The following is an 18,512-nucleotide window of genomic DNA, read 5'->3' as shown; positions in this document are numbered from 1 at the left end:
AGCGCGTGACGACGCCGGTCACTGCCGCCATCGAGGCCACCGCCTCTGCACCGCCCCGCCCCTCCGCACGCGGCTTCTGGCCGGCGCGACCGGGGGAGGCGGTGGCCTTCGCGCTCGTGGCGCTGTTCCTGCTCGCCTTCCTGGTGGTGCCGGTGCTCACCGTCGTGACGGTCGCCTTCCAGGACCGGGTGTCGGGAGGCATCACCTTCGCGCATTTCGGCGACTTCCTGTCCAACGACCTGTTCCGGACGAGCTTCCTGAACTCGCTCTACGTCTCGCTGATGTCCGTGGCGGTGGCGAGCCTCATCGCGCTGCCACTGGCGTACTTCACGACACGCTTCGAGTTTCGCGGCGCCATCCTCGTCCAGACGCTGGGCGTGCTGCCCTTGATCATGCCGCCCTTCGCCGGCGCGGTGGCGATGGGGCTGCTGTTCAGCCGCACCGGCACGGTGAACCTGCTGCTTGGCGACTGGTTCGACATCAACATCCCCTTCATGGAGGGGCTGAACGGAGTGATCTTCGTCCAGTCAGTTCACTACTTCCCCTTCATTCTGCTGAACCTCGTCGCCAGCCTGAAGAACATCGACCGGGCGATGGAGGAGAGCGCGCAGAACCTGGGCAGCCACGGCTTCCGGCTGTTCCGTCGCATCGTGCTGCCGCTGGCCATGCCGGGCTATGTCGCCGGTGCCAGCCTCGTGTTCATCAAGGTCTTCGACGACCTCGCAACGCCGCTGCTGCTGAACGTGCGCGAGATGCTGGCGCCGCAGGCCTATCTCCGGATCACCTCCGTGGGGCTGGAAGACCCCATCGGCTACGTCATCTCCGTCGTGCTGATCCTGTTTTCCGTGCTGTCCCTCTGGATCTCCTCGCTTGCGCTGCGGGGCAAGGACTACGCGACGATGCAGCGCGGCGGCGGTGGGCTGGCGCGGCGGCGCATGTCCCGCGGCCAGGCCGTTGCGGCCTATGCGGTGATCATCCTGATCCTGATGCTCGTGCTGGCACCGCATCTCGGGCTATTCCTGCTCTCCATCGCCACGATCTGGTCCTTCGCGCCGCTGCCGGATGGTTACACCCTGGCGCATTACGCGCGCGTTTTCGCGGAGAGCTCGCAGTACATCACCAATACGCTGATCTATGCGGGCTTGGCGGGGCTGATCGACGTGATCCTCGGCACCACCATCGTCTATCTCGTGCTGCGCACGAAGATGGCGGGAGCGCGCTGGCTGGACTACCTGGCCATGTCGGCCCTTGCCGTACCGGGATTGGTGCTGGGCATCGGTTATCTTCGCACCTTCTTCGGCCTCACCCTGCCGGGCGGCACCTCGCTCGCCGCCTTCTGGGGGATCATCGTCCTGGCACTGGCCGTCCGGCGCCTGCCCTACGCCCTGAGGGCCTGCATGGCGGCGATGCAGCAGATCTCGGCCAGCCTGGAGGAGGCTGCCGAGAATCTTGGGGCCCGTCGCCTGAGCATTGTTCGCCGGATCGTGCTGCCCCTCATGGCTGGCGGCCTTGCGGCGGGCTTCATCACCTCCTTCGCCACGGCGGCGGTGGAGCTCTCGGCCACGCTGATGCTGGTGCAATCCAGCAATGACGCACCGCTGGCCTATGGCCTGTACGTGTTCATGCAGTCACCGGCCGGCCGGGGCGCTGGGGCTGCGCTCGGCATCATCGCCGTGGTCATCGTTGGCCTGTCTACCCTTCTGTCCCATCTGGTCGCCGAACGCGGCGGCGGGAGGAGATCCGCATGAGCGAGCTGCTGGCCCGTGAGCCCGCCGGTATCCGCGTCGAGGGGGTGGACCTCTCTTACAGCACGACGCGCGTGCTGAAGGACGTGAACCTGGAGATCCGGCCGGGCGAGTTCTTTGCCTTCCTCGGCCCCTCGGGCTGCGGCAAGACCACGCTGCTGCGGCTGATCGCAGGCTTCAACACGGCCCAGCGCGGCCGCGTGCTGGTAGGCGGCAAGGACATCTCCGCCCTACCGCCGTGGAAGCGCGATGTCGGCATGGTGTTCCAATCCTACGCGCTGTGGCCGCATATGACGGTCCGCCGCAACGTGGCCTTCGGGCTGGAGGAGCGCCGCGTGCCCCGCGCCGAGATCGGCCCGAAGGTGGATGCGGCGCTGAAGCTTGTCGGCCTTGAGGGCATGGGGGATCGGCGGCCCGCCCAGTTGTCGGGAGGCCAGCAGCAGCGGGTGGCGCTTGCCCGCACCGTTGCCGTGCGCCCGATGGTGCTGCTGCTGGACGAGCCTCTCTCCAACCTCGATGCGCGGTTGCGGGTGCAGGTCCGGCGGGAGCTGCGAGAGCTGCAGCAGGGGCTTCGCCTGACCACCATCTTCGTCACCCATGACCAGGAGGAGGCGAACACGGTGTGCGACCGGATCGCGGTGATGAATGACGGCGTGGTGCAGCAGGTCGGCACACCCATGGAGTTGTACGACCACCCGTCCAACCTCTTCGTTGCCGGCTTTCTGGGAACGGCCAACATCATGCTAGGCACGGTGCTACGGGATGGTGGCGTCGCCGCTTTCGAGATCGCTGGCGGAACCCGTATCCCGCTGCCGGCCGGACTGGCGGCGCCCGAGTGCGCGCGGCTGGTCTTCCGTCCCCAGGATGTCTCCCTCCTTCCACCCGGCGCAGACCCCGCCGGCAGACGCCTGATTGAGGGCGAGATCACGCATCGCGAGTTCCTGGGCGCCAGCATCCGTTACGGCGTGCGGGTGGCCGGGGCGGAGGTGTTGGTGGATGCGCCGCATACGGGCGGGGAGGGGCATCTGGCCGTCGGTGGGCGCGCCGCACTGGCGTTGGATGCGGCGCGAGTGAAGTTGCTGGCTGGCTGATTGCCTGCATGACGTATTTGTTGCATCTCGATGACAGGCGGCGCTCAGTCCGGCCGGGAGGGAATGGTCTATGCTGCTCCGAGTCATCCAGACCGTCGCGATAGGCGCGGCTCTTCTCGCCGGTGGTGGAACTGCCCGGGCGCAGGGGACGCTGAACCTCTACTGTTCCGTGCAGGTCGAATGGTGCCAAGCGGCCGCGAACGCCTTCCAGCGCGAAACCGGCGTGCGCGTGTCGGTGGCTCAGAAGGGCTCGGGCGAGGTCCTCGCCCAGATCCGGGCCGAGGCGCAGAATCCTCGTGGTGACCTCTGGTTCGGCGGCACGGGCGACCCGCACCTGCAGGCGGCTGAGGAGAACCTCTCGGCAGAATACCGCTCCCCCGCACTCGATCAACTGCATGACTGGGCGCAGAAGCAGGCGCGAGACAGCAATTACCGAACAGTTGGCATCTATGCCGGCGCGCTCGGCTTCGGGTTCAACACCGAACTGCTGGCCCGCCGCAACATCGCCGCGCCCGCCTGCTGGCGCGACCTGCTGGAGCCGCGATTCCGCAACGAGATCCAGATGGCCAACCCGCAATCCTCGGGCACGGCCTATGTCATGATCGCGACAATCGTGCAGATCATGGGAGAGGAGCCGGCCTTCGAGTACCTGAAGGCCCTGCACCGCAACATCAACGCCTATCCGCGCCAGGGCACCGGACCGATCAAGTCCGTTGCCCGAGGCGAGACGGGGGTGTCGATCTCCTTCGTGCATGACGCAGTGACAGAGCGTCTCGGCGGTTTCCCCGTGGCCAGCGCGGTGCCTTGCGAGGGCTCGGGCTACGAGGTTGGCTCCATGTCCATCATCCGGGGCGCACGGAACCTCCGGAATGCCCAGCGCTTCTACGACTGGGCGCTGACCCCCGCTGCCCAGGCGCTCGGCGCGGAGACCAAGCAGTTCCAGACGCCGTCGAACCGCGCGTCACCGGTTCCGGCCGAGGCGCCGCAAATGTCCCAGATCCGGCTTATCGACTACGACTTTGCCAAGTACGGCGCCTCGGCCGAGCGGCGGCGCCTCATTGAGCGATGGGACCGCGAGGTAAACACGCTGCCGCGCTGAGCGTGCCATGCGCGCAGCCGGCCTCTGGAGCAGCGCTCTCGCCCTCGTAGCGGCGCTGCTGCTGCCATGGTACCTGACGCAGGACGGCATCGGCGCTGTGCCGTTCGCAGCTGCGGCCTGGTTGTTCGACCCCGATTTTGCACCCGCTGCCGGGCAGGTTTTGAGCCAGGGTCGCTGGTGGCTTTGGCCGGCCGTGCTCGCGCCACTTCTCGGGCTGCTCGCGGCGCTGCTGCCCCTCGATCGTCCGACACGGGCGGGACTGTTCCTGCTGGTGGGTGGGCTCGGCCTCGGGCTGCTGATTGTGCAAGGCTATGCCATCGGCGTGCAGGGCTGGTCGGCGACTTGGCTGGAAGCGCTTCTCGGGCCGCTGCAGGACCGGCAGTTCGGCATCGGTTGGGGCGGCGCCCTGGTGCCGGCGGCGTTGGCTGGATTGTTTGCGTCTGGTCTGGCCGGGCGGGGGGCCTTCCGCGGCGACGCCTTTACCGCAACAGTGGCAGTCACAGTCACTCTCTCCATCACGATCTTCACCGCACTGCCGTTGCTGCTGCTGTTGGTTGACGGCTTCCGCGATCCCGGCGGTGCGGTGACAGCCGGCGCCGTGTTCGGGCGACTTGCCGACGACCGGCTCTGGAGTCTGGCCTGCCTAACCGGCGCACCGCGCTGCGGGGTGGTCTGGAACACGCTGCTGCTCGGCACCCTCGTCGGGGTCGGCACCACCGCGCTCGGCCTCGCTTTCGCATTGCTGGTTGTGCGTGGGCGCCTGCAGCTGGTCCGGCCGCTGCGGTGGCTGACGGTGCTGCCGATCGTGACGCCTCCCTTCATCCTTGGCCTGGGATTGATCCTGATCTTCGGGCGTTCGGGCATCGTCTCTGCCGCTGCCTCCTCCTGGTTCGGGTGGGAGCTGGGGCGCTGGATCTACGGGTTACCGGGCGTGCTGCTCGCGCAGCTCTTCGCCTTCACGCCAATCGCCTTTCTCGTGCTGATCGGTGTGGTGGAGGGCCTCTCCCCGACGTTGGAGGAAGCCTCCGCGACGCTGCGCGCGACGCCGCGCGAGACCTTCCGCACGGTTACGCTTCCACTTCTGTTGCCGGGCATCGCCAATGCCCTTCTGCTCGGCTTTGTGGAGAGTATGGCGGATTTCGGGAATCCGGTGGTGCTAGGCGGCCAGTTCGGCGTGCTGGCGACGGAAATCTTCTTTGCTGTTGTTGGGGCGCAAGCGGATGCGGGGCGGGCGGCGACACTGTCCCTCGTTCTACTTGCCCTGGCGCTCGGCGCCTTCTCGCTGCAGCGCTGGCTGACAGCGCGCAAATCCTATGTCTCGATTGGTGGCAAGGGCGACGGCGGGCTCGCGCCGCCGCTGCCCGCCGGGGTGCGCCGTCTCTGCCTCGCCGTCGTGCTACCCTGGGCGGGGCTGACGGTCGCTCTCTATGTGCTGGCCATCTCGGGCGGCTTCGTCGAGGTCTGGGGGCGCGACTACACGCCCACGCTGCGCCATATGGTCAAGGCCTTTGAGATCAATGACGGGCAGCTCACCGGCCTCGCCTGGAACAGCGTGATCACCACTGTGACGTTGGCCGCCATCTCGGCGCCGATCACGGCGGCTTTGGGTATCGCAGCGGCCTGGCTGTTCTCGCGGACGCGGTTCGCGGGCAAAGGGCTGCTGGAGTTCGCCGCCATGCTGTCCTTCGCGGTGCCGGGTACGGTGATCGGCGTCGCGTATCTGCGCGCCTTCAACTTGCCTCCGCTGGAACTGGCTGGGACGGGCGCGATCATCGTGGCGTGCTTTGTTTTCCGGAACTTGCCGGTTGGGCTGCGGTCGGGCATGGCAGCGATGGCGCAGATCGACCCGTCGCTTGACGAGGCTTCCCATACGCTGGGCGGCGGCGGGGGCGATGCCTTCCGGCGCGTGCTGTTGCCGCTGCTGCGACCGGCGATCGTGGCGGGGCTGGTGTATGCCTTCGTGCGGGCGATGACGACCATCTCGGCGGTCATCTTCCTGGTCACGGCCGATACGGAGCTGGCAACCGTCTTCATCGTCAACCGAGTGATCAACGGTGATTACGGGTTGGCCATCGCCGTCGCGGTCGTGCTGATCGCTTTGATGATCGTAATGCTAGGGCTGGCGCAGCTTCTCGTCGGCAGGCGGCAGATCGGCCGACGGACGACGGTGGCGCTGCCCGTCCAGCCAGGAGGAGTGGTCGCATGAGCCGCGCGGCAGAGGTGCGCTTCGAGCACGTGTGGAAGCGGTTCGGTGCCGAAAGTGTCGCCGTTCGGGACGTCTCCTTTACCGTGCCGGCCGGCACGCTTTGCACCCTGCTGGGCCCTTCGGGCTGCGGCAAAACGACGACGCTGCGGATGATCGCAGGGCTGGAGTATCCGAGTGAAGGGCGCGTGCTGATCGGTGGCCGGGACGTCTCCGCCCTGCCGCCCGCTGAGCGCGACGTCTCCATGGTGTTCCAGTCCTACGCGCTTTTCCCGCACATGACCATGCTGGAGAATGTCTGCTACGGCCTTACCGTCTCGCGCCGCCCGAAGCGGGAAGCGGTGGAGGCTGGCCGAGCGGCACTCGAGAGCGTAGGGCTGGCCGGCTTCGAGGCCCGGCTACCCTCGGAACTGTCAGGCGGGCAGCAGCAGCGCGTGGCGGTCGCGCGCGCCCTCGTGCTGGAGCCTTCGGTCCTCCTGTTCGACGAACCCCTCTCCAACCTTGACGCGAGGCTGCGCCGCAAGATGCGGGAGGAGATTCGGGATCTTCACCAACGGCTCGGTGTCACCGTGGTCTATGTCACGCACGACCAGGCGGAGGCACTGGCCATCTCCGACAAGATCATCGTCATGAACCAGGCTGTGATCGCGCAGGAGGGCACCCCGCGCGAGCTCTATGCGAGCCCGGCGAGCGCCTTCGTGGCAGGCTTTGTGGGTGAGGCGAACCGCATTCCCACGACGGTGCGCCGTCTGGATGACGTGGATGCCGAAGTCTCGATCGGCGAGGCGCGCCTGATCCTTCCTCATCGAAACCTGCCGGACGGGCCGGCGGAGTTGGCGCTGCGGCCCGAGGCGATTGCCCTGCTTGGCCCGGCGGATCCAGAGGCGATGCTGGCAGGCACGGTTTCGAAGGCAGCCTATCTGGGCGGCGTAATGGAATACACGGTCGCCACGACGCTCGGGGAAATCTTCGTCGTATCCTCCTCAGCCGGGTCCCCTCCGCTGTCCGGGGATACCGTCGGGCTAGGTTTCGGACGGCATGGCGCCGCGCTCCTGCCCGGCAGACATGAGGCGCCGTAGTGGGCTCCGCTACGCTGCATCGCTGAACAAAGGCCGCCGAGGGCTTCCCCGTAAGGTGTGCATCACCCGGTTCGTCCCCGGTGCTGTCCCAACGGCTGTACCGCTATCGTTGGCGTGGGGCTTTCGCGTCGCGGCCGCTCCAGCATTGGCCTGAAGAAGAGGCCGGGGCTACGCGGGACCGTTAAGGCCCGGATGAGTTGAACTGGAATACTTCGCGTGGCTCGCCGCGATCCTGGTCATTGCATGAGATGGACAAGCCTGGCCGTCCACCGTCGAGCCGAGGTCTAATCTATGTCCGGACGGGTACTTCGTGGGAGCGTGCACAGCGCGTGCGGCAGTGGTTCTCGCTGCCAGAGGCGGCCGGGAAGGTGAACGAGTCCGATCTGTGTCTGCTCGTTAGACATCTGGCGAGGCAGTACGGAGATAGCGCCGTTCGATCAGAGTAGCACGCTATCCCCAGTAGTGAAGACGAACATGCCCCGGATTGACCGAGGCGTGTTTACGCCCTTGTCTCAGCTTAAGAAACCCGCCCCCAGCCAGTAGCCGAGCGCCCCCACCGCGGCAGAGGCGGGAAGAGTGACGATCCAGGCCCAGACAATACGCCGCGCAACGCCCCACCGGACAGCAGACGCGCGGCGCGCGGCGCCGACGCCCACGATGGCGCCAGTGACCGTGTGAGTGGTGGAGACGGGGATGCCGAGCCAGGTGGCGCCAAACAGCGAAAGGGCGCCGCCGGTCTCTGCGCAGAAGCCCTGCACAGGGCGTAGCTCGGTGATTCGCGAGCCCATGGTGCGGACGATGCGCCAACCGCCCATCAGCGTGCCGAGGCCCATGGCGGCATGACAGGCGATGACGACCCAGAAAGGGACGTGGAAGGTCTCGCCGATCATCCCCTGGGAGAAGAGGAGGATGGCAATGATGCCCATGGTCTTTTGCGCATCGTTGCCGCCGTGGCCCAGACTGAAAAGGGAAGAGGAGAGGAGCTGAAGCACGCGGAAGCGCCGGTCCACCGCGTAGGGAGTGGAGCGGCGCGCGGCCCAACTGGTAATGAGCACAAGCAGCAGCGCGAGCAGGAAGCCGAGAAGCGGTGAGATGACGATGAACGCCGCGATTGTGCCGACGCCGCCCCACAGAACGGCCGAGAAGCCTGCCTTGGCGATCGCTGCCCCGACTAGCCCGCCAACCAAGGCATGGCTGGAGGAGGAGGGAATGCCCCAGATCCAGGTGGCGATATTCCAGGCGATGGCGCCGGTGAGCGCGCCGCCGATGACGGCGGGATCGACAGCCTCAGCTGCGATGATGCCCTTGCCGATGGTATTTGCGACGTGAAGGCCAAAGAAGAGGAAGGCGATGAAGTTGAAGAAGGCGGCCCAGGCCACGGCCACGCGCGGCGCCAGCACGCGGGTGGAGACGACGGTTGCAATGGAATTGGCCGCGTCGTGCAGCCCGTTCAGGAAATCGAACAGGAGGGCGATGGCGACGAGGGCCACGAGGAGTGGTAGTCCGATGCTGACGGCGGTCACGCAGTATGTCTCTCAGACCTGCTCGACCATGACAGCTTGGATGAGGTCGGCCACATCCTCGCAGCGGTCGGCCACGTCCTCGATGCCGTCATAAACCATTTGCACCATAAGCTTGTAGCCGGGGGAGGCTGTACTATCCTCGGCGAAGAGCGTGTCCATGCCGGCCTGAAGCGCGCGATCCGCCTCGCTCTCGATAGTGTCCACTGCCTCGCACATCGCACCCAGTGCGCGAGCATTGCCGGAGATGTCGTCGAGCAGAGGCATACCGTCACGCAGGCGTTCGCACGCGCGGATGATGCAATCCGCCATGGTCAGCATCTCTGGCGTGACAGGTACCTTGTAGAGGGTCAGGCGTCGCCCAGCGTCCTTCATGCGGTCGATCACGTCGTCCAGTGCATCCGTCAGAGCGAGAATATCCGTACGATCGAAGGGCGTGATGAAGGTGCGGTGGATGGAGCGGATCGTGGCACGGTTGATCTCGTCGGCCTCGCGCTCAATCCGACTGAGGTCGGCGTAGTGCCTCGCAAGGCTCGCGGGCTCGGCCAGCATGGCGCGGAATGCCATGGCTGCATCCACCGTACGGGCGGCTTGGCTAGCGAAGGCGGCTACGAAGGTGTCGTCCCGCGGCATGAGCAGGCGGAAAAGCTTCAGGACCATGCGGCGGCTCCGGGGTGCACCCCGATGTTATTACCGCATGGAATGTGACGCTTCGACGACAAAAGACGCGTCACGGCCTTGGAAAGCTGCCGGGAGTAACCTCGCCGAATTCCCAGGACCGCTTGGCTCACCTGGCGAACAGAGCGAAGCACAGCAGCGCGGAGGAGATTTCGTCCCCCGCCACCCTGACCATGACAAAGCTGCTGTCCCTGACCCAGGCGCAGATCCTCACCACTGCCGCCCGGCATTCGACGCGACTGGCGAGGCGCAGCAGGCCAGCGTTCGGGCCTTCGTTGAACGCGAGGGCTGGACCTTGATCGGCGAGCATCAAGATGTGGCGTCGTGCAAGGACGATCGCTGGCCGGGGTTCCAGGCTGCGCTGACGCGATGTCGGCAGCTCGGGGCCGTGCTCGTCGCGGCGCATTTCGATCGGATCACCCCGCGCGCCTACAGGCTTTCATGGCTGTTGGAGGGCGGGATGTCGCTCCGAGCCACAGCTATGCGCGGCGCAGACGACCTGATGATGCGGGTCAATGCGGCGATAGCGCAGAAGGAGCGGAGGCTGACTCCGGAGCGAACCCGGGCGGCGCTGTCCGCGGTGGGGGCGAGGGGAGCAATGTTGGGTGGGGTCAGGGAGGACGGGTGCGTACCCGGGCCTCAATCCAGGGTGATGTTCAACTCCTGCACCTTCCGCTTCCAAAAAGCGCTCTCCTCCCGGATTTCGGTGGCGAAAGCGGCGCGCGGAGGTTGGTCTGTTTGTTCGCAACGGCTACGCATTCTGCATTGCTGGGGAAACGCAGCCCAGCGATGTTACCTCGTCCACTGACTTCACGTCGGTACGCTTCACAATCCGCTAGCGCTAACAGTGACAACTGTCGACTTAGCCCGGTTTAGGCAGCGCGTTAATCCACTTGCGGCAGTGCGGGCATGGCGGCGGCATTCGGGCGTGGAGCAGATGGGCGACGAGGGCGGCCCGCACGGCGTGCAGGTTGGACAGGTGGTACTTTTGCGCGATCCGAGTTCTTAGTAGTCTTGCTCAGCGAGCACGACCACGCCTTCGGTATCGCTCCCGGAGTAGGTGACCGTGGACAAACCTCTCTCCTGTCCAGGGGCTAAGCATTCCCTGAACACTGACGATACGAACCTGATCGGCTAGGCCTTCGGGCATGCTGTGCCCAAGACTGAAAATAGAACCTGGTCCGTCGCAGCTCTTAGAGCCGAATGTCTGACGTTATGAACTGTCATGTCAGCTCTGACCAATCATTCCCGCGCACCATCAGCTCCAGAGCATCTTGAAAAGTCATGGGCTTTCCAAAAAGATACCCCTGTGCATCATGGCAGCCGCTGACTTCCAAAAGCTGGCGCTGTTCCTTGTTCTCGACGCCTTCCGCCGTTATTTCGATGTTAAGCGCATAGCACAGGCTGATTACACAGCGCACGATGGCATCGCTGGCCCCGGCATGACCCAAAGGAAAAACAAAACTACGATCGAGTTTCACTCGGTCGAATGGGAACCTTTGAAGATATCCGAGCGATGAGTAGCCGGTTCCGAAATCATCAAGCGCGATGGATATACCCAGCGACCGCAACTGGTGCAATGTGCTGAAGGTGGTCTCAGTTTCCCGCAGTAACGCAGTCTCAGTTACCTCTAGCTCAAGGCGCTCTGGACGAAGCCCAGAGGCCTCCAGAGCACCGGTTACGACATCGGCGAGAGACCTGCTACCAAACTGGATGGCAGAAACGTTCACGGCAACCCGCAACTCGTCTGGCCATTCAGCTGCATCCGCGCAGGCACGCCGTAGGACCCATTCTCCAAGAGGTACAATCAGTCCTCCGTCTTCCGCGAGAGGTATAAATCGGTCTGGCATTATCAGCCCGCGTTCTGGGTGATGCCACCTGATGAGAGCCTCAAACCCGACGATCCTCCCGGACTTCAGCTGGACGACCGGCTGGTAGTAAAGTTCAAACTGTCCAGCCTCCAAAGCGAGACGGAGTTCGGCCAGTTGCTGTAGGCGGGACTGAGCGTGGTCGTTCATTTCCGGTTCGAAAAAGCAGAAACGAGATCGCCCCGCAGCCTTGCTCCGATAGAGTGCCAAGTCGGCACTGCTCAGAAGCACGTTGGCGTCGAGGCCGTCACCTGGTGAAACAGCAATACCGATACTTGTGCCGACGAAAACGTGGTTCCCGCATATATCGAACGGAGCACTAAGTGCCTCGACTAAACGCTGTGCAAGCGCACCGCCGTCATGCGGCTGTGTGGAACTGGTCTGAATAATGGCGAACTCATCGCCGCCGAGCCGGGCTATCGTATCGGTCTCACGTACGGATTCGCGCAAACGCTCGGCTACAGCGCAAAGAAGAGTGTCCCCGGCCGGGTGGCCGAACGTATCGTTAACGTCCTTGAAGTGATCAAGGTCCAGGCAGAGCACCGCGCAGGCCTGCCCGTGCTCCGCCTTAGAAACAGCTTCATCTAGCTTCTTCCGCAGCAAAATTCGGTTCGCGAGCCCGGTGAGCGCGTCATGGTGCGCTAGGTAATCTATTTCTGTGGCGGCACGTTGGCGCTCTCTCAAGATGGTCAGGTCTGTTCGGGTCTGTTCGAGAAGATCTCGGCTACGTAGATACCGAACTCCAACAGTTACGGTAGCGGCTATAATAAGTCCAGCCATCGCCAGCGCTGCGCCGAAGTACAAGGCTTGCTGCCGCCAAGGAGCGAAAACTTCCGCAACGCTGCGAGAGACCGTCACGACAAGCGGATGATAGGAGAGGGCGCGGAACGCGGTAAGCCGGTCCGTGCCATCAACAGCGCCCGCGCTGCGATAGATCCCAGCATCGGTCGCATGGAGATCTTGAAGGAAACGTGGCTGGCTGAATCGATCAGAGCGTCCCGCGAGGCTGCCTGCGCCCACTGGAAAGCGTGCCATTAGGACTCCGTCGCGTCGCCAGGCAGCGATTGCACTTCCAGGACCCAGAGCGATGCTGCCGAGGAACGCCTCGAAGCGAGCGAGATCGAGGCCAACACCTGCAACGCCAAGGAACCGGCCGTCTGCACCACTGATCCGACGAGTAAGATAAATATTCCAAGTGCCCGTTTGCGCATTTTGGGCAGGGGGAGCAAGGTAGTTCACCAGATCCTGGCTCTGCTGCAGCGCTTGAAAATGAGGACGGTTTGCAATTGAGAAAACGGGCTGGGGCCATGCCCTGGTTGAGGCGATGGTCTGTCCAGCGGAGTTTGTGAGAAAAGCCGCATCAATCTGCGGCAAGGCTGCAATCCACGCGTGCAGTTGCTGATTGACCTCCTTAGTCGCCACTAATTCATTGAAGTTCTCGTCGCTTTCGATGCCCATGTGACTGACCATCGAAAGCAAGCTGTCTTGTAGTAGCTGGACGGAATCAAACAGGTTTTCGGAGTACCTGGAGAGTACCATGGCGATGTTTGACATCTCACGTTCAGCAACCTGCGTAGTTCGATGGTGGAGATGCGTCAGGATTACTGCTGTTCCTATGCACGCGCACGCGAACACGCTGATACCAAGCACCACAAGCCTGCGACCCCCACGGGGAAGTCGGTCCACTACTTTCGACATTCGCTGGAAGAGTTGCCTCTCGGGCTGCAGAGATGCCAAACGGGGCTCTGCGATCCGCTTCTTGCGCGAGAACAGCATCGGCGAGTACCCCACAGTAGCCACCTGAAGTTTTTTAAGCTCCTCGGTGGACTATTAACGACGCCTGAAATCTGACCCGGTTAGAAGTATAGCCGTCCAAGGAGGTAGGCCACGAAAAATTAGTATTCGGTTGTTTGTGGTGTCGTGTTTTGTTGAGTGGCAGACTGGAGCGCCGTTATGTAACTTCAAACGGCACCAAGTTTATATCGTCCATGCAGCTATCATGGCCGTCGCCGAAATCTTGAAGGCCGCTGATGGGCTGAATGATGCGTGTGACCACTTCCAAGTCCTCAGGTTACAGCCGCGTGGCATTCTGCAACTAGAAGTTGTACGCCACAAGACCGTTAGTTCGGTCGGCGCTTAGTCTGCGTCTTAGCTCGTGGCCTATTCCTCAGGCCGAGTGGCGGCGACACAGCCTGGGGTGGCACGTCGGGATCACACATTGGAGGAGTTCGCCCACTGGCGGCGAGCAGCGGAGCGGGCGCGTGCGAGACGGCACTTGGGGTAGGCTGAGTCGCTTGGGACGGGCAGACTGCCTGCAGCCGCGCGCCCCCCTGCTCCTTACTTCGGCGAGGCGGTTAGGCCGGGCCGGGGTGTTGGAGCGCTCCGCCCGGCCACAGCATCGAAGCGCTGATCTAACTGGCGCAGTTGGCATGCTTCTGCGGCGGCACCTTGCGCACATATATTAACGCTATACAGTTTCTCTCTTGGACTACGCCTGACACAACGGACGGCGGCGCCCACCCACATGAAGGGCGCGCCGTGCCCCGATATTTCTTCCACGTTCACGACGTGCAAAGTTCTCCTGACACCGAGGGGATTGACCTACCTAGCGTGACGGCTGCCCAGGTCGAGGCGGTCAGGTTCTCAGGCGAGGTCCTCAGAGGGTCCGCAGAGACCTTCTGGAATGCCGGGCAGTGGACCCTTGAGGTTACAGACAGCGCCGGGCTGACGCTCTTCATCCTGCAGGTCTTGGCAACAGAAGCGCCAGTCTCAAGGATGACGGTCAGGACGAAGTAGGCGCTCGGGGACGAGACCTCCTTGTGAGCGCGCCCAGACGGCGTTGCCCTGGCATCTGCTGATCAGCCATTCCGTAAGTTCGGCAGGCCGGTGATCTAGAATAGCCTGGGCCTCATGACTGCCGCTCGCGCGCCGTCCACAATAGCTGCCCTCTTCGTTGTCACCCGAGTAGATGAGACCGAGAAAAATAAGAGTTCGCGCCACCAGTCGATGACCAAGAACCTCGTCGCTGGCATAGACGCCCTGAAAGCTGTCAGGATCGCGTTCATTGCTGAGAATAGAACGGACGCTGGCGTGCGCCAGCAACAACCTGCACAAGGTGTCTGACCATGCAAAGTCACGCGATCACCGCCTTCGGCGGCCGACTTGCTCCCGCGACCCTCCTTGCCGTCGGCCTCACTGACGCGAACCGCGCGAAATCTGGATTCGAGACAGTCGGCTCGGGGCGCGCTCCCCGTCCTCCATTCGGTCGGATCATCTTCGGGGCGTTCGCGATCGGCGCGGCTTGCTTGTACATGTGCAGCTGAGATGCGCCTGACAGGCCTTCGGATCGGACACAGTGAAGGGCCCAGCATGCACCTCCGGCAGCCCAGCCCATGACCCGCAGTCGTCGTCCCGGGTCCGCCAAGAAACTCTCTGGCCCACGCTCCGGCGATCTCGTTGCTGAGGTCGCCCGCCTCACGAGAGATCTGGATGAGACACGCGCCAAGCTGGCGCGCATCGAGAAACACGGAATTGCAGCAGTCACAGCCCAGCGAATTGCGGCCTTGGAAGAGGGGCAGCAGATCGCACGCGGCCAAGCCGTGGATGCGACCCTAGCGAAGTCCAAGGCCGAGGCAGAGCTGCGCAACCTGCAGAAAGCCATCGCGGAAGCGCCAGGTCCGCTAGGGTGGCTGGTCCGCAGGGCGGCACAACGTCTGATGCTCAGTCGCTAACCCGTCGAGGGCACGGCGAAGGCGCTACCGTAAGTCCCTGCACCCGGAATGGACCAAGGCGGACAGGTATCAGGCGGTTGCGCTATCTGCGGCTCGTACTGCCTTTCGGTTGGCTGAGGCTTCTGCCTGGTCCGCAGCGGCTTCTGCAGAAGCTCGCCGTTCACACATGCCCCGAATACTCTCGAGCTCCTCCTCGGTTAGCCGCTCAATCCCGATGAAGGCATTCTGGGCTGCGCTGGTCCGAATTAGCTCATCGAGTTTGGCCTGAATGGCCGCGCCATCCCTGTTCTGGGTATTCTGGGTCAGAAAACGTAACGATGGTCATGCCCGTGTTGATGATGAGCTGCCATGTATCCGAGACGCCGAGGAAGGGGCCGGAGAGAGCCCACACCAGAACGACACCGAAGCAGATGGCGAAGGTCATAGGTCGGCCGGCTGCGTGTGCGACTTGGCCTGACACTTCATTGAAGAGCTTAGAAACCGACATACGTTCCTAGCGGATGTTCCGAGAACGTATCATGTGGAGCGAGCTGGGCAGCTTGGCGCCGTTGCTTGTGGGTGAATTCTTTCCACTAGACCAAAGGGAGGCAACGCAGGTCATGCGGCGAATGCATGGCTCGGTTGAAACGCCACTCACCTTCGCAACTGGGAAGTGTACTGGCCGTTCTCGAGGCAGCATCTAACATGCTGTTGCCAGCGATAGTCGCAAAGCGCTCACAAAATGGCTCAACTGCTTACCGTCGATCTAGTCCCAGCCTTTGTCGACAGTCTTCGGAACGTGATGGCCGAAGAGTTTGACCCGGCATTGCGCCTAAAGAGAATGCGCGAGATGCGGGCGCAAATGAATGCCGTGTTGCAACTTGCACCTAATGGAAAAGATCCCGAAGGGGAAGCCCGATTTCGTGCTGAACTCACCTCCTCAATGGAGGCTGCCTACCTCAGTATTCTTGGCGACGAAGCGGCGAGCTGCTTGCTGCCACCCGGCGCTCTCGCCATGGAGACCGCCGCTCGTCACTGAACTGTTGACGCGTGGCCGTACGACGTCGTGTCTTCCACTCCAGATTGCGCGCTGCAAGAAAGCAACTTATATCTGAAATGCGCCGGAATTACTCGCGCATCTCCGATCCGAGTGCCCCCGCCTCACCCCCCGAGGCGGCGGATCAAATTTCATTTGCTTGATGGACCTGCCCAGCGTTGTTTGATGAGCGCTTGCTGCTCTCAATGAAAGACACGCCGGGATGCGGACGACCACCGCCGGCCTCGCGCTGCATCAGGCGCCGACCACCTACTTGGGCGCTACCAAGGACGGCGGCGGCGCCCGGCGCGGGAGCCTACTCGGACTGCTAAACCCTCACGGCTCCTAGAACCCCATAACGAGCTAGAGGCAACTGCCTCTAGTTGCTGCCGAGTTGCCAAGCGCTGTCGCCAACCCGGCATTTCCAGATAGTCGCTAAGAAACGAGCGGGACGGCTTATACATGTCGCTCCCGCTCACTGACTTTGAGTGCACTTGGCTTCTCAGCTGAAGAGAGCGAAGCACACCAGCGCGGAGGCACTCCTCTCCCGTACCACCCTGACCATCGATCGTCAGGGCTCTGGGTCGTAGGACCCGATTTACGGGTCCGGACTAGCGACCCTGACCATGACGAAGCCGCTCTCCATCACTCAGGCGCAGATCCTCACTTCTGCCACCCACCATCCCAAGCGACTGGCCGAGGCGCCATCGAACCTACCCGCGGCCGCCCGCAACGCTGTGTTCCAGAGCATGCTCGGGGCCGGGCTGCTGGAGGAGGTGTCTGGCGATGAGGACACCGTGCTGCGGATCACCGAGGCCGGGATGGTAGCGCTGAGTGCGCAAGGATCCTCTGAGACGGGCGGAGAGGCCGCTGTGAGCGCGCAGGAGGGCGGTGCAGCGCAGCCGTAAGGCAGCGTACCGCCAGCCCAAGAGGCGCCTAGGGAGCCCGCTGCGCCACAGCCCCGCACCTCGCTCCGAGACGCCGCCAAAGCCTTGTTGGCGGCCTGGGACGCCGGCATGGAGCGTCCTACCCTGCCTACCTCCATAGAGGCGCTCAGGGCGGCCTTGATGCGCGGTGGGGCAACCCGTCCATCTCGCGACCCCTCCACTTCCGCTCCTTCGCTTCCGCCTCGGCGCGAGCTTTCCAGAAGGTCATGTCGGCCTCCTTGCTGAACATGACCCGGACACCGGCGGCGCCCTTGCTCATGCGCAGGTTCCCGCCGTTCTGGGCCCTGCTCGGCGACCGAGCGACTGAATGTCTCGTCCTCACTGGTGAGGGCCGGGTAGCGATTGTAGTGCTTCGGTGAACAATTCCAACAGATCAGACGCGAAGGCGCACATGTTCGCCACGCGGTCTGCGCTCCCGGTTTCGATGGTCCTTACCAGATCGACTGGGCCACTCACTGCAATACAGGTGTGGCCCGCGGCATCACCGTACCGGTTACCGCTGGGGCCAGCCGCCCCGGTCTCGGCGATACCCCAGGTGGCATTAAGGCGACCCCGGACGGTTCGGGCTAGCAGAGAGGCATAGGGCTGAGACGACGGCCTCAGGCCGTTCATATGGTCGGCGGTGATGGCGAGAAGGGAAGTCCGGGCCTGCTGCGTATAAATCACGCCACCACCCAGGTAGTAGGCGCTAGCGCCGGGGACGGCCAACAAAGCGGCGGAAACCAGCCCGCCAGAAGCGGACTCCGCAACGGCGACTGTGTGCCTGCGGGCCGTGAGTAGGCTGGCGAGCTTCTCAGCTGCGGGTGTGAGACGTTCCATGGCGCACCGATCTTGCCTGAGTGGTGGGCAGCCTATTACTCCACGGCAGGCGTTAGCGCTCGTACCTAGGGCCGTTCTGACCGCTCGCGCCTGATTGTCAACGCCAGCCCAGAAGACATGACCCACCTCGCCTACATCGACTGCAGCAATCTCTTCATCGAAGCCCAGAAAGTCAGCGCTGTCGAACGCGGCATGGCTCACAGCCTGCACGACGCCAAGCAGCGGGCCGTGATCGACTTCGAGTACCGCCTCGATCTTTACCGCCTTATGGACCTGCTGGTCGGCGCTGAGGGGCCGACCAGGGCGGCTGTATTCGGCAGCGTCACCGACACGAACGAGGGCCTGTGGAGGCACGCCGCCAGCGCCGGGTTCGAGGTGGTGACAGTCGAGCGGGGCTTCTCGGGCAAGGAGAAGCGGGTCGACACCAGCGTGGTGACCCGTATGTGCCGGGACGCCTATCGGTTTGCCGACCCACGGTGGGATCGGATCACCCTGGTAGCCGGCGACGGGGACTACGAGCCTACCGTGCGGCAACTCGTGGCGGACGGCTTCCCGGTCACGGTGCTGTATTGGGCGCACGCCAGCCGGGAGCTACGAGAGGCGGCGACGGTGTTCCACGCGCTGGATGCCTACATTGCGGATCTGGCGCTCAATTAGCCACTTAGCCCAAGGCGCTCTTATTCGCGCTGCGCCAAACGACCGGAGTCCAGCCGCTCT

The 18,512-nt window shown here is 63.7% G+C and carries 17 protein-coding genes and 1 pseudogene; 11 read left to right on the top strand and 7 right to left on the bottom strand.

The genetic code is table 11. The features are described from left to right. Positions 1–5 precede the first annotated feature (5 nt). The 5 genes from ACVBD7_RS16145 (at position 6) to ACVBD7_RS16125 (ending at position 7,217) form a co-directional block, all read left to right on the top strand. Positions 6–1,748: an ABC transporter permease gene (locus ACVBD7_RS16145; RefSeq protein ID WP_458094255.1), complete on the top strand. Its 1,743-nt coding sequence runs from the start codon at positions 6–8 to the stop codon at positions 1,746–1,748. Next, positions 1,745–2,836, top strand: coding sequence for an ABC transporter ATP-binding protein (locus ACVBD7_RS16140; RefSeq protein ID WP_458094254.1), 1,092 nt, complete (start codon positions 1,745–1,747; stop codon positions 2,834–2,836). Before ACVBD7_RS16145 ends, ACVBD7_RS16140 begins: the two co-directional genes overlap by 4 nt. 70 nt (positions 2,837–2,906) lie before the next feature. Next, complete coding sequence (locus tag ACVBD7_RS16135; protein ID WP_458094253.1) at positions 2,907–3,935, top strand: ABC transporter substrate-binding protein; 1,029 nt, start codon at positions 2,907–2,909, stop codon at positions 3,933–3,935. Between the two features lie 7 nt (positions 3,936–3,942). Next, positions 3,943–6,141 (top strand): ABC transporter permease, encoded by a 2,199-nt coding sequence (locus ACVBD7_RS16130; protein ID WP_458094252.1) that lies wholly within the window; start codon positions 3,943–3,945, stop codon positions 6,139–6,141. After that, positions 6,138–7,217: an ABC transporter ATP-binding protein gene (locus ACVBD7_RS16125; RefSeq protein WP_458094251.1), complete on the top strand. Its 1,080-nt coding sequence runs from the start codon at positions 6,138–6,140 to the stop codon at positions 7,215–7,217. The genes ACVBD7_RS16130 and ACVBD7_RS16125 overlap by 4 nt, the downstream gene beginning before the upstream one ends. 512 nt (positions 7,218–7,729) lie before the next feature. Here ACVBD7_RS16125 and ACVBD7_RS16120 read toward each other — a convergent pair. The 3 genes from ACVBD7_RS16120 to ACVBD7_RS16110 form a co-directional block, all read right to left on the bottom strand. After that, the gene (locus ACVBD7_RS16120; protein WP_458094250.1) at positions 7,730–8,740 is read right to left on the bottom strand and encodes an anion permease; all 1,011 of its coding nucleotides are present in this window, start codon (positions 8,738–8,740) and stop codon (positions 7,730–7,732) included. Positions 8,741–8,752: 12 nt separating this feature from the next. Then, positions 8,753–9,397 (bottom strand): DUF47 domain-containing protein, encoded by a 645-nt coding sequence (locus tag ACVBD7_RS16115; protein ID WP_458094249.1) that lies wholly within the window; start codon positions 9,395–9,397, stop codon positions 8,753–8,755. A 127-nt stretch (positions 9,398–9,524) separates the two neighbouring features. Beyond that, positions 9,525–9,821: a hypothetical protein gene (locus tag ACVBD7_RS16110; RefSeq protein WP_458097760.1), complete on the bottom strand. Its 297-nt coding sequence runs from the start codon at positions 9,819–9,821 to the stop codon at positions 9,525–9,527. Here ACVBD7_RS16110 and ACVBD7_RS16105 point away from each other — a divergent pair. After that, positions 9,711–10,223 carry a recombinase family protein gene (locus tag ACVBD7_RS16105; RefSeq protein ID WP_458094248.1) on the top strand — a complete coding sequence of 171 codons (513 nt, stop codon included), beginning with the start codon at positions 9,711–9,713 and terminating at the stop codon, positions 10,221–10,223. The two genes, ACVBD7_RS16110 and ACVBD7_RS16105, sit on opposite strands and share 111 nt — an antisense overlap. A gap of 415 nt (positions 10,224–10,638) precedes the next feature. On the opposite strand, the gene ACVBD7_RS16100 is transcribed toward ACVBD7_RS16105, so the two are convergent. Continuing rightward, positions 10,639–12,837, bottom strand: coding sequence for a putative bifunctional diguanylate cyclase/phosphodiesterase (locus ACVBD7_RS16100; RefSeq protein ID WP_458094247.1), 2,199 nt, complete (start codon positions 12,835–12,837; stop codon positions 10,639–10,641). A 984-nt stretch (positions 12,838–13,821) separates the two neighbouring features. On the opposite strand from ACVBD7_RS16100, the gene ACVBD7_RS16095 reads away from it, so the two are divergent. Together ACVBD7_RS16095 and ACVBD7_RS16090 are read left to right on the top strand one after the other, a co-directional pair. Beyond that, positions 13,822–14,079 (top strand): DUF6894 family protein, encoded by a 258-nt coding sequence (locus ACVBD7_RS16095; RefSeq protein ID WP_458094246.1) that lies wholly within the window; start codon positions 13,822–13,824, stop codon positions 14,077–14,079. 596 nt (positions 14,080–14,675) lie between these two features. Further along, a complete protein-coding gene (locus ACVBD7_RS16090; protein ID WP_458094245.1) occupies positions 14,676–15,014 on the top strand; it encodes a hypothetical protein in 339 nt (112 codons plus the stop codon). A 69-nt stretch (positions 15,015–15,083) separates the two neighbouring features. Here the strand turns inward: ACVBD7_RS16090 and ACVBD7_RS16085 are convergent. After that, a pseudogene (locus ACVBD7_RS16085) lies at positions 15,084–15,438 on the bottom strand (low affinity iron permease family protein). 297 nt (positions 15,439–15,735) lie between these two features. On the opposite strand from ACVBD7_RS16085, the gene ACVBD7_RS16080 reads away from it, so the two are divergent. Both ACVBD7_RS16080 and ACVBD7_RS16075 read left to right on the top strand, forming a co-directional pair. Beyond that, the gene (locus ACVBD7_RS16080; RefSeq protein ID WP_458094244.1) at positions 15,736–16,032 is read left to right on the top strand and encodes a hypothetical protein; all 297 of its coding nucleotides are present in this window, start codon (positions 15,736–15,738) and stop codon (positions 16,030–16,032) included. Positions 16,033–16,655: 623 nt separating this feature from the next. After that, complete coding sequence (locus ACVBD7_RS16075; protein WP_458094243.1) at positions 16,656–16,937, top strand: hypothetical protein; 282 nt, start codon at positions 16,656–16,658, stop codon at positions 16,935–16,937. Between the two features lie 145 nt (positions 16,938–17,082). Here ACVBD7_RS16075 and ACVBD7_RS16070 read toward each other — a convergent pair whose 3' ends face one another. Next, a complete protein-coding gene (locus ACVBD7_RS16070) occupies positions 17,083–17,235 on the bottom strand; it encodes a hypothetical protein (protein WP_458094242.1) in 153 nt (50 codons plus the stop codon). 59 nt (positions 17,236–17,294) lie between these two features. Further along, entirely contained in the window at positions 17,295–17,795 is a 501-nt protein-coding gene (locus ACVBD7_RS16065) for a CinA family protein (RefSeq protein ID WP_458094241.1), read from the bottom strand. Positions 17,796–17,912: 117 nt separating this feature from the next. On the opposite strand from ACVBD7_RS16065, the gene ACVBD7_RS16060 reads away from it, so the two are divergent. After that, positions 17,913–18,452: an NYN domain-containing protein gene (locus ACVBD7_RS16060; protein ID WP_458094240.1), complete on the top strand. Its 540-nt coding sequence runs from the start codon at positions 17,913–17,915 to the stop codon at positions 18,450–18,452. The last annotated feature ends 60 nt before the right edge of the window (positions 18,453–18,512 follow it).

It is taken from the genome of Roseomonas sp. WA12, from assembly GCF_054165765.1.
Note: the sequence above shows the minus strand (reverse complement) of the source record. Positions and strands in the feature narration are given on the sequence as shown.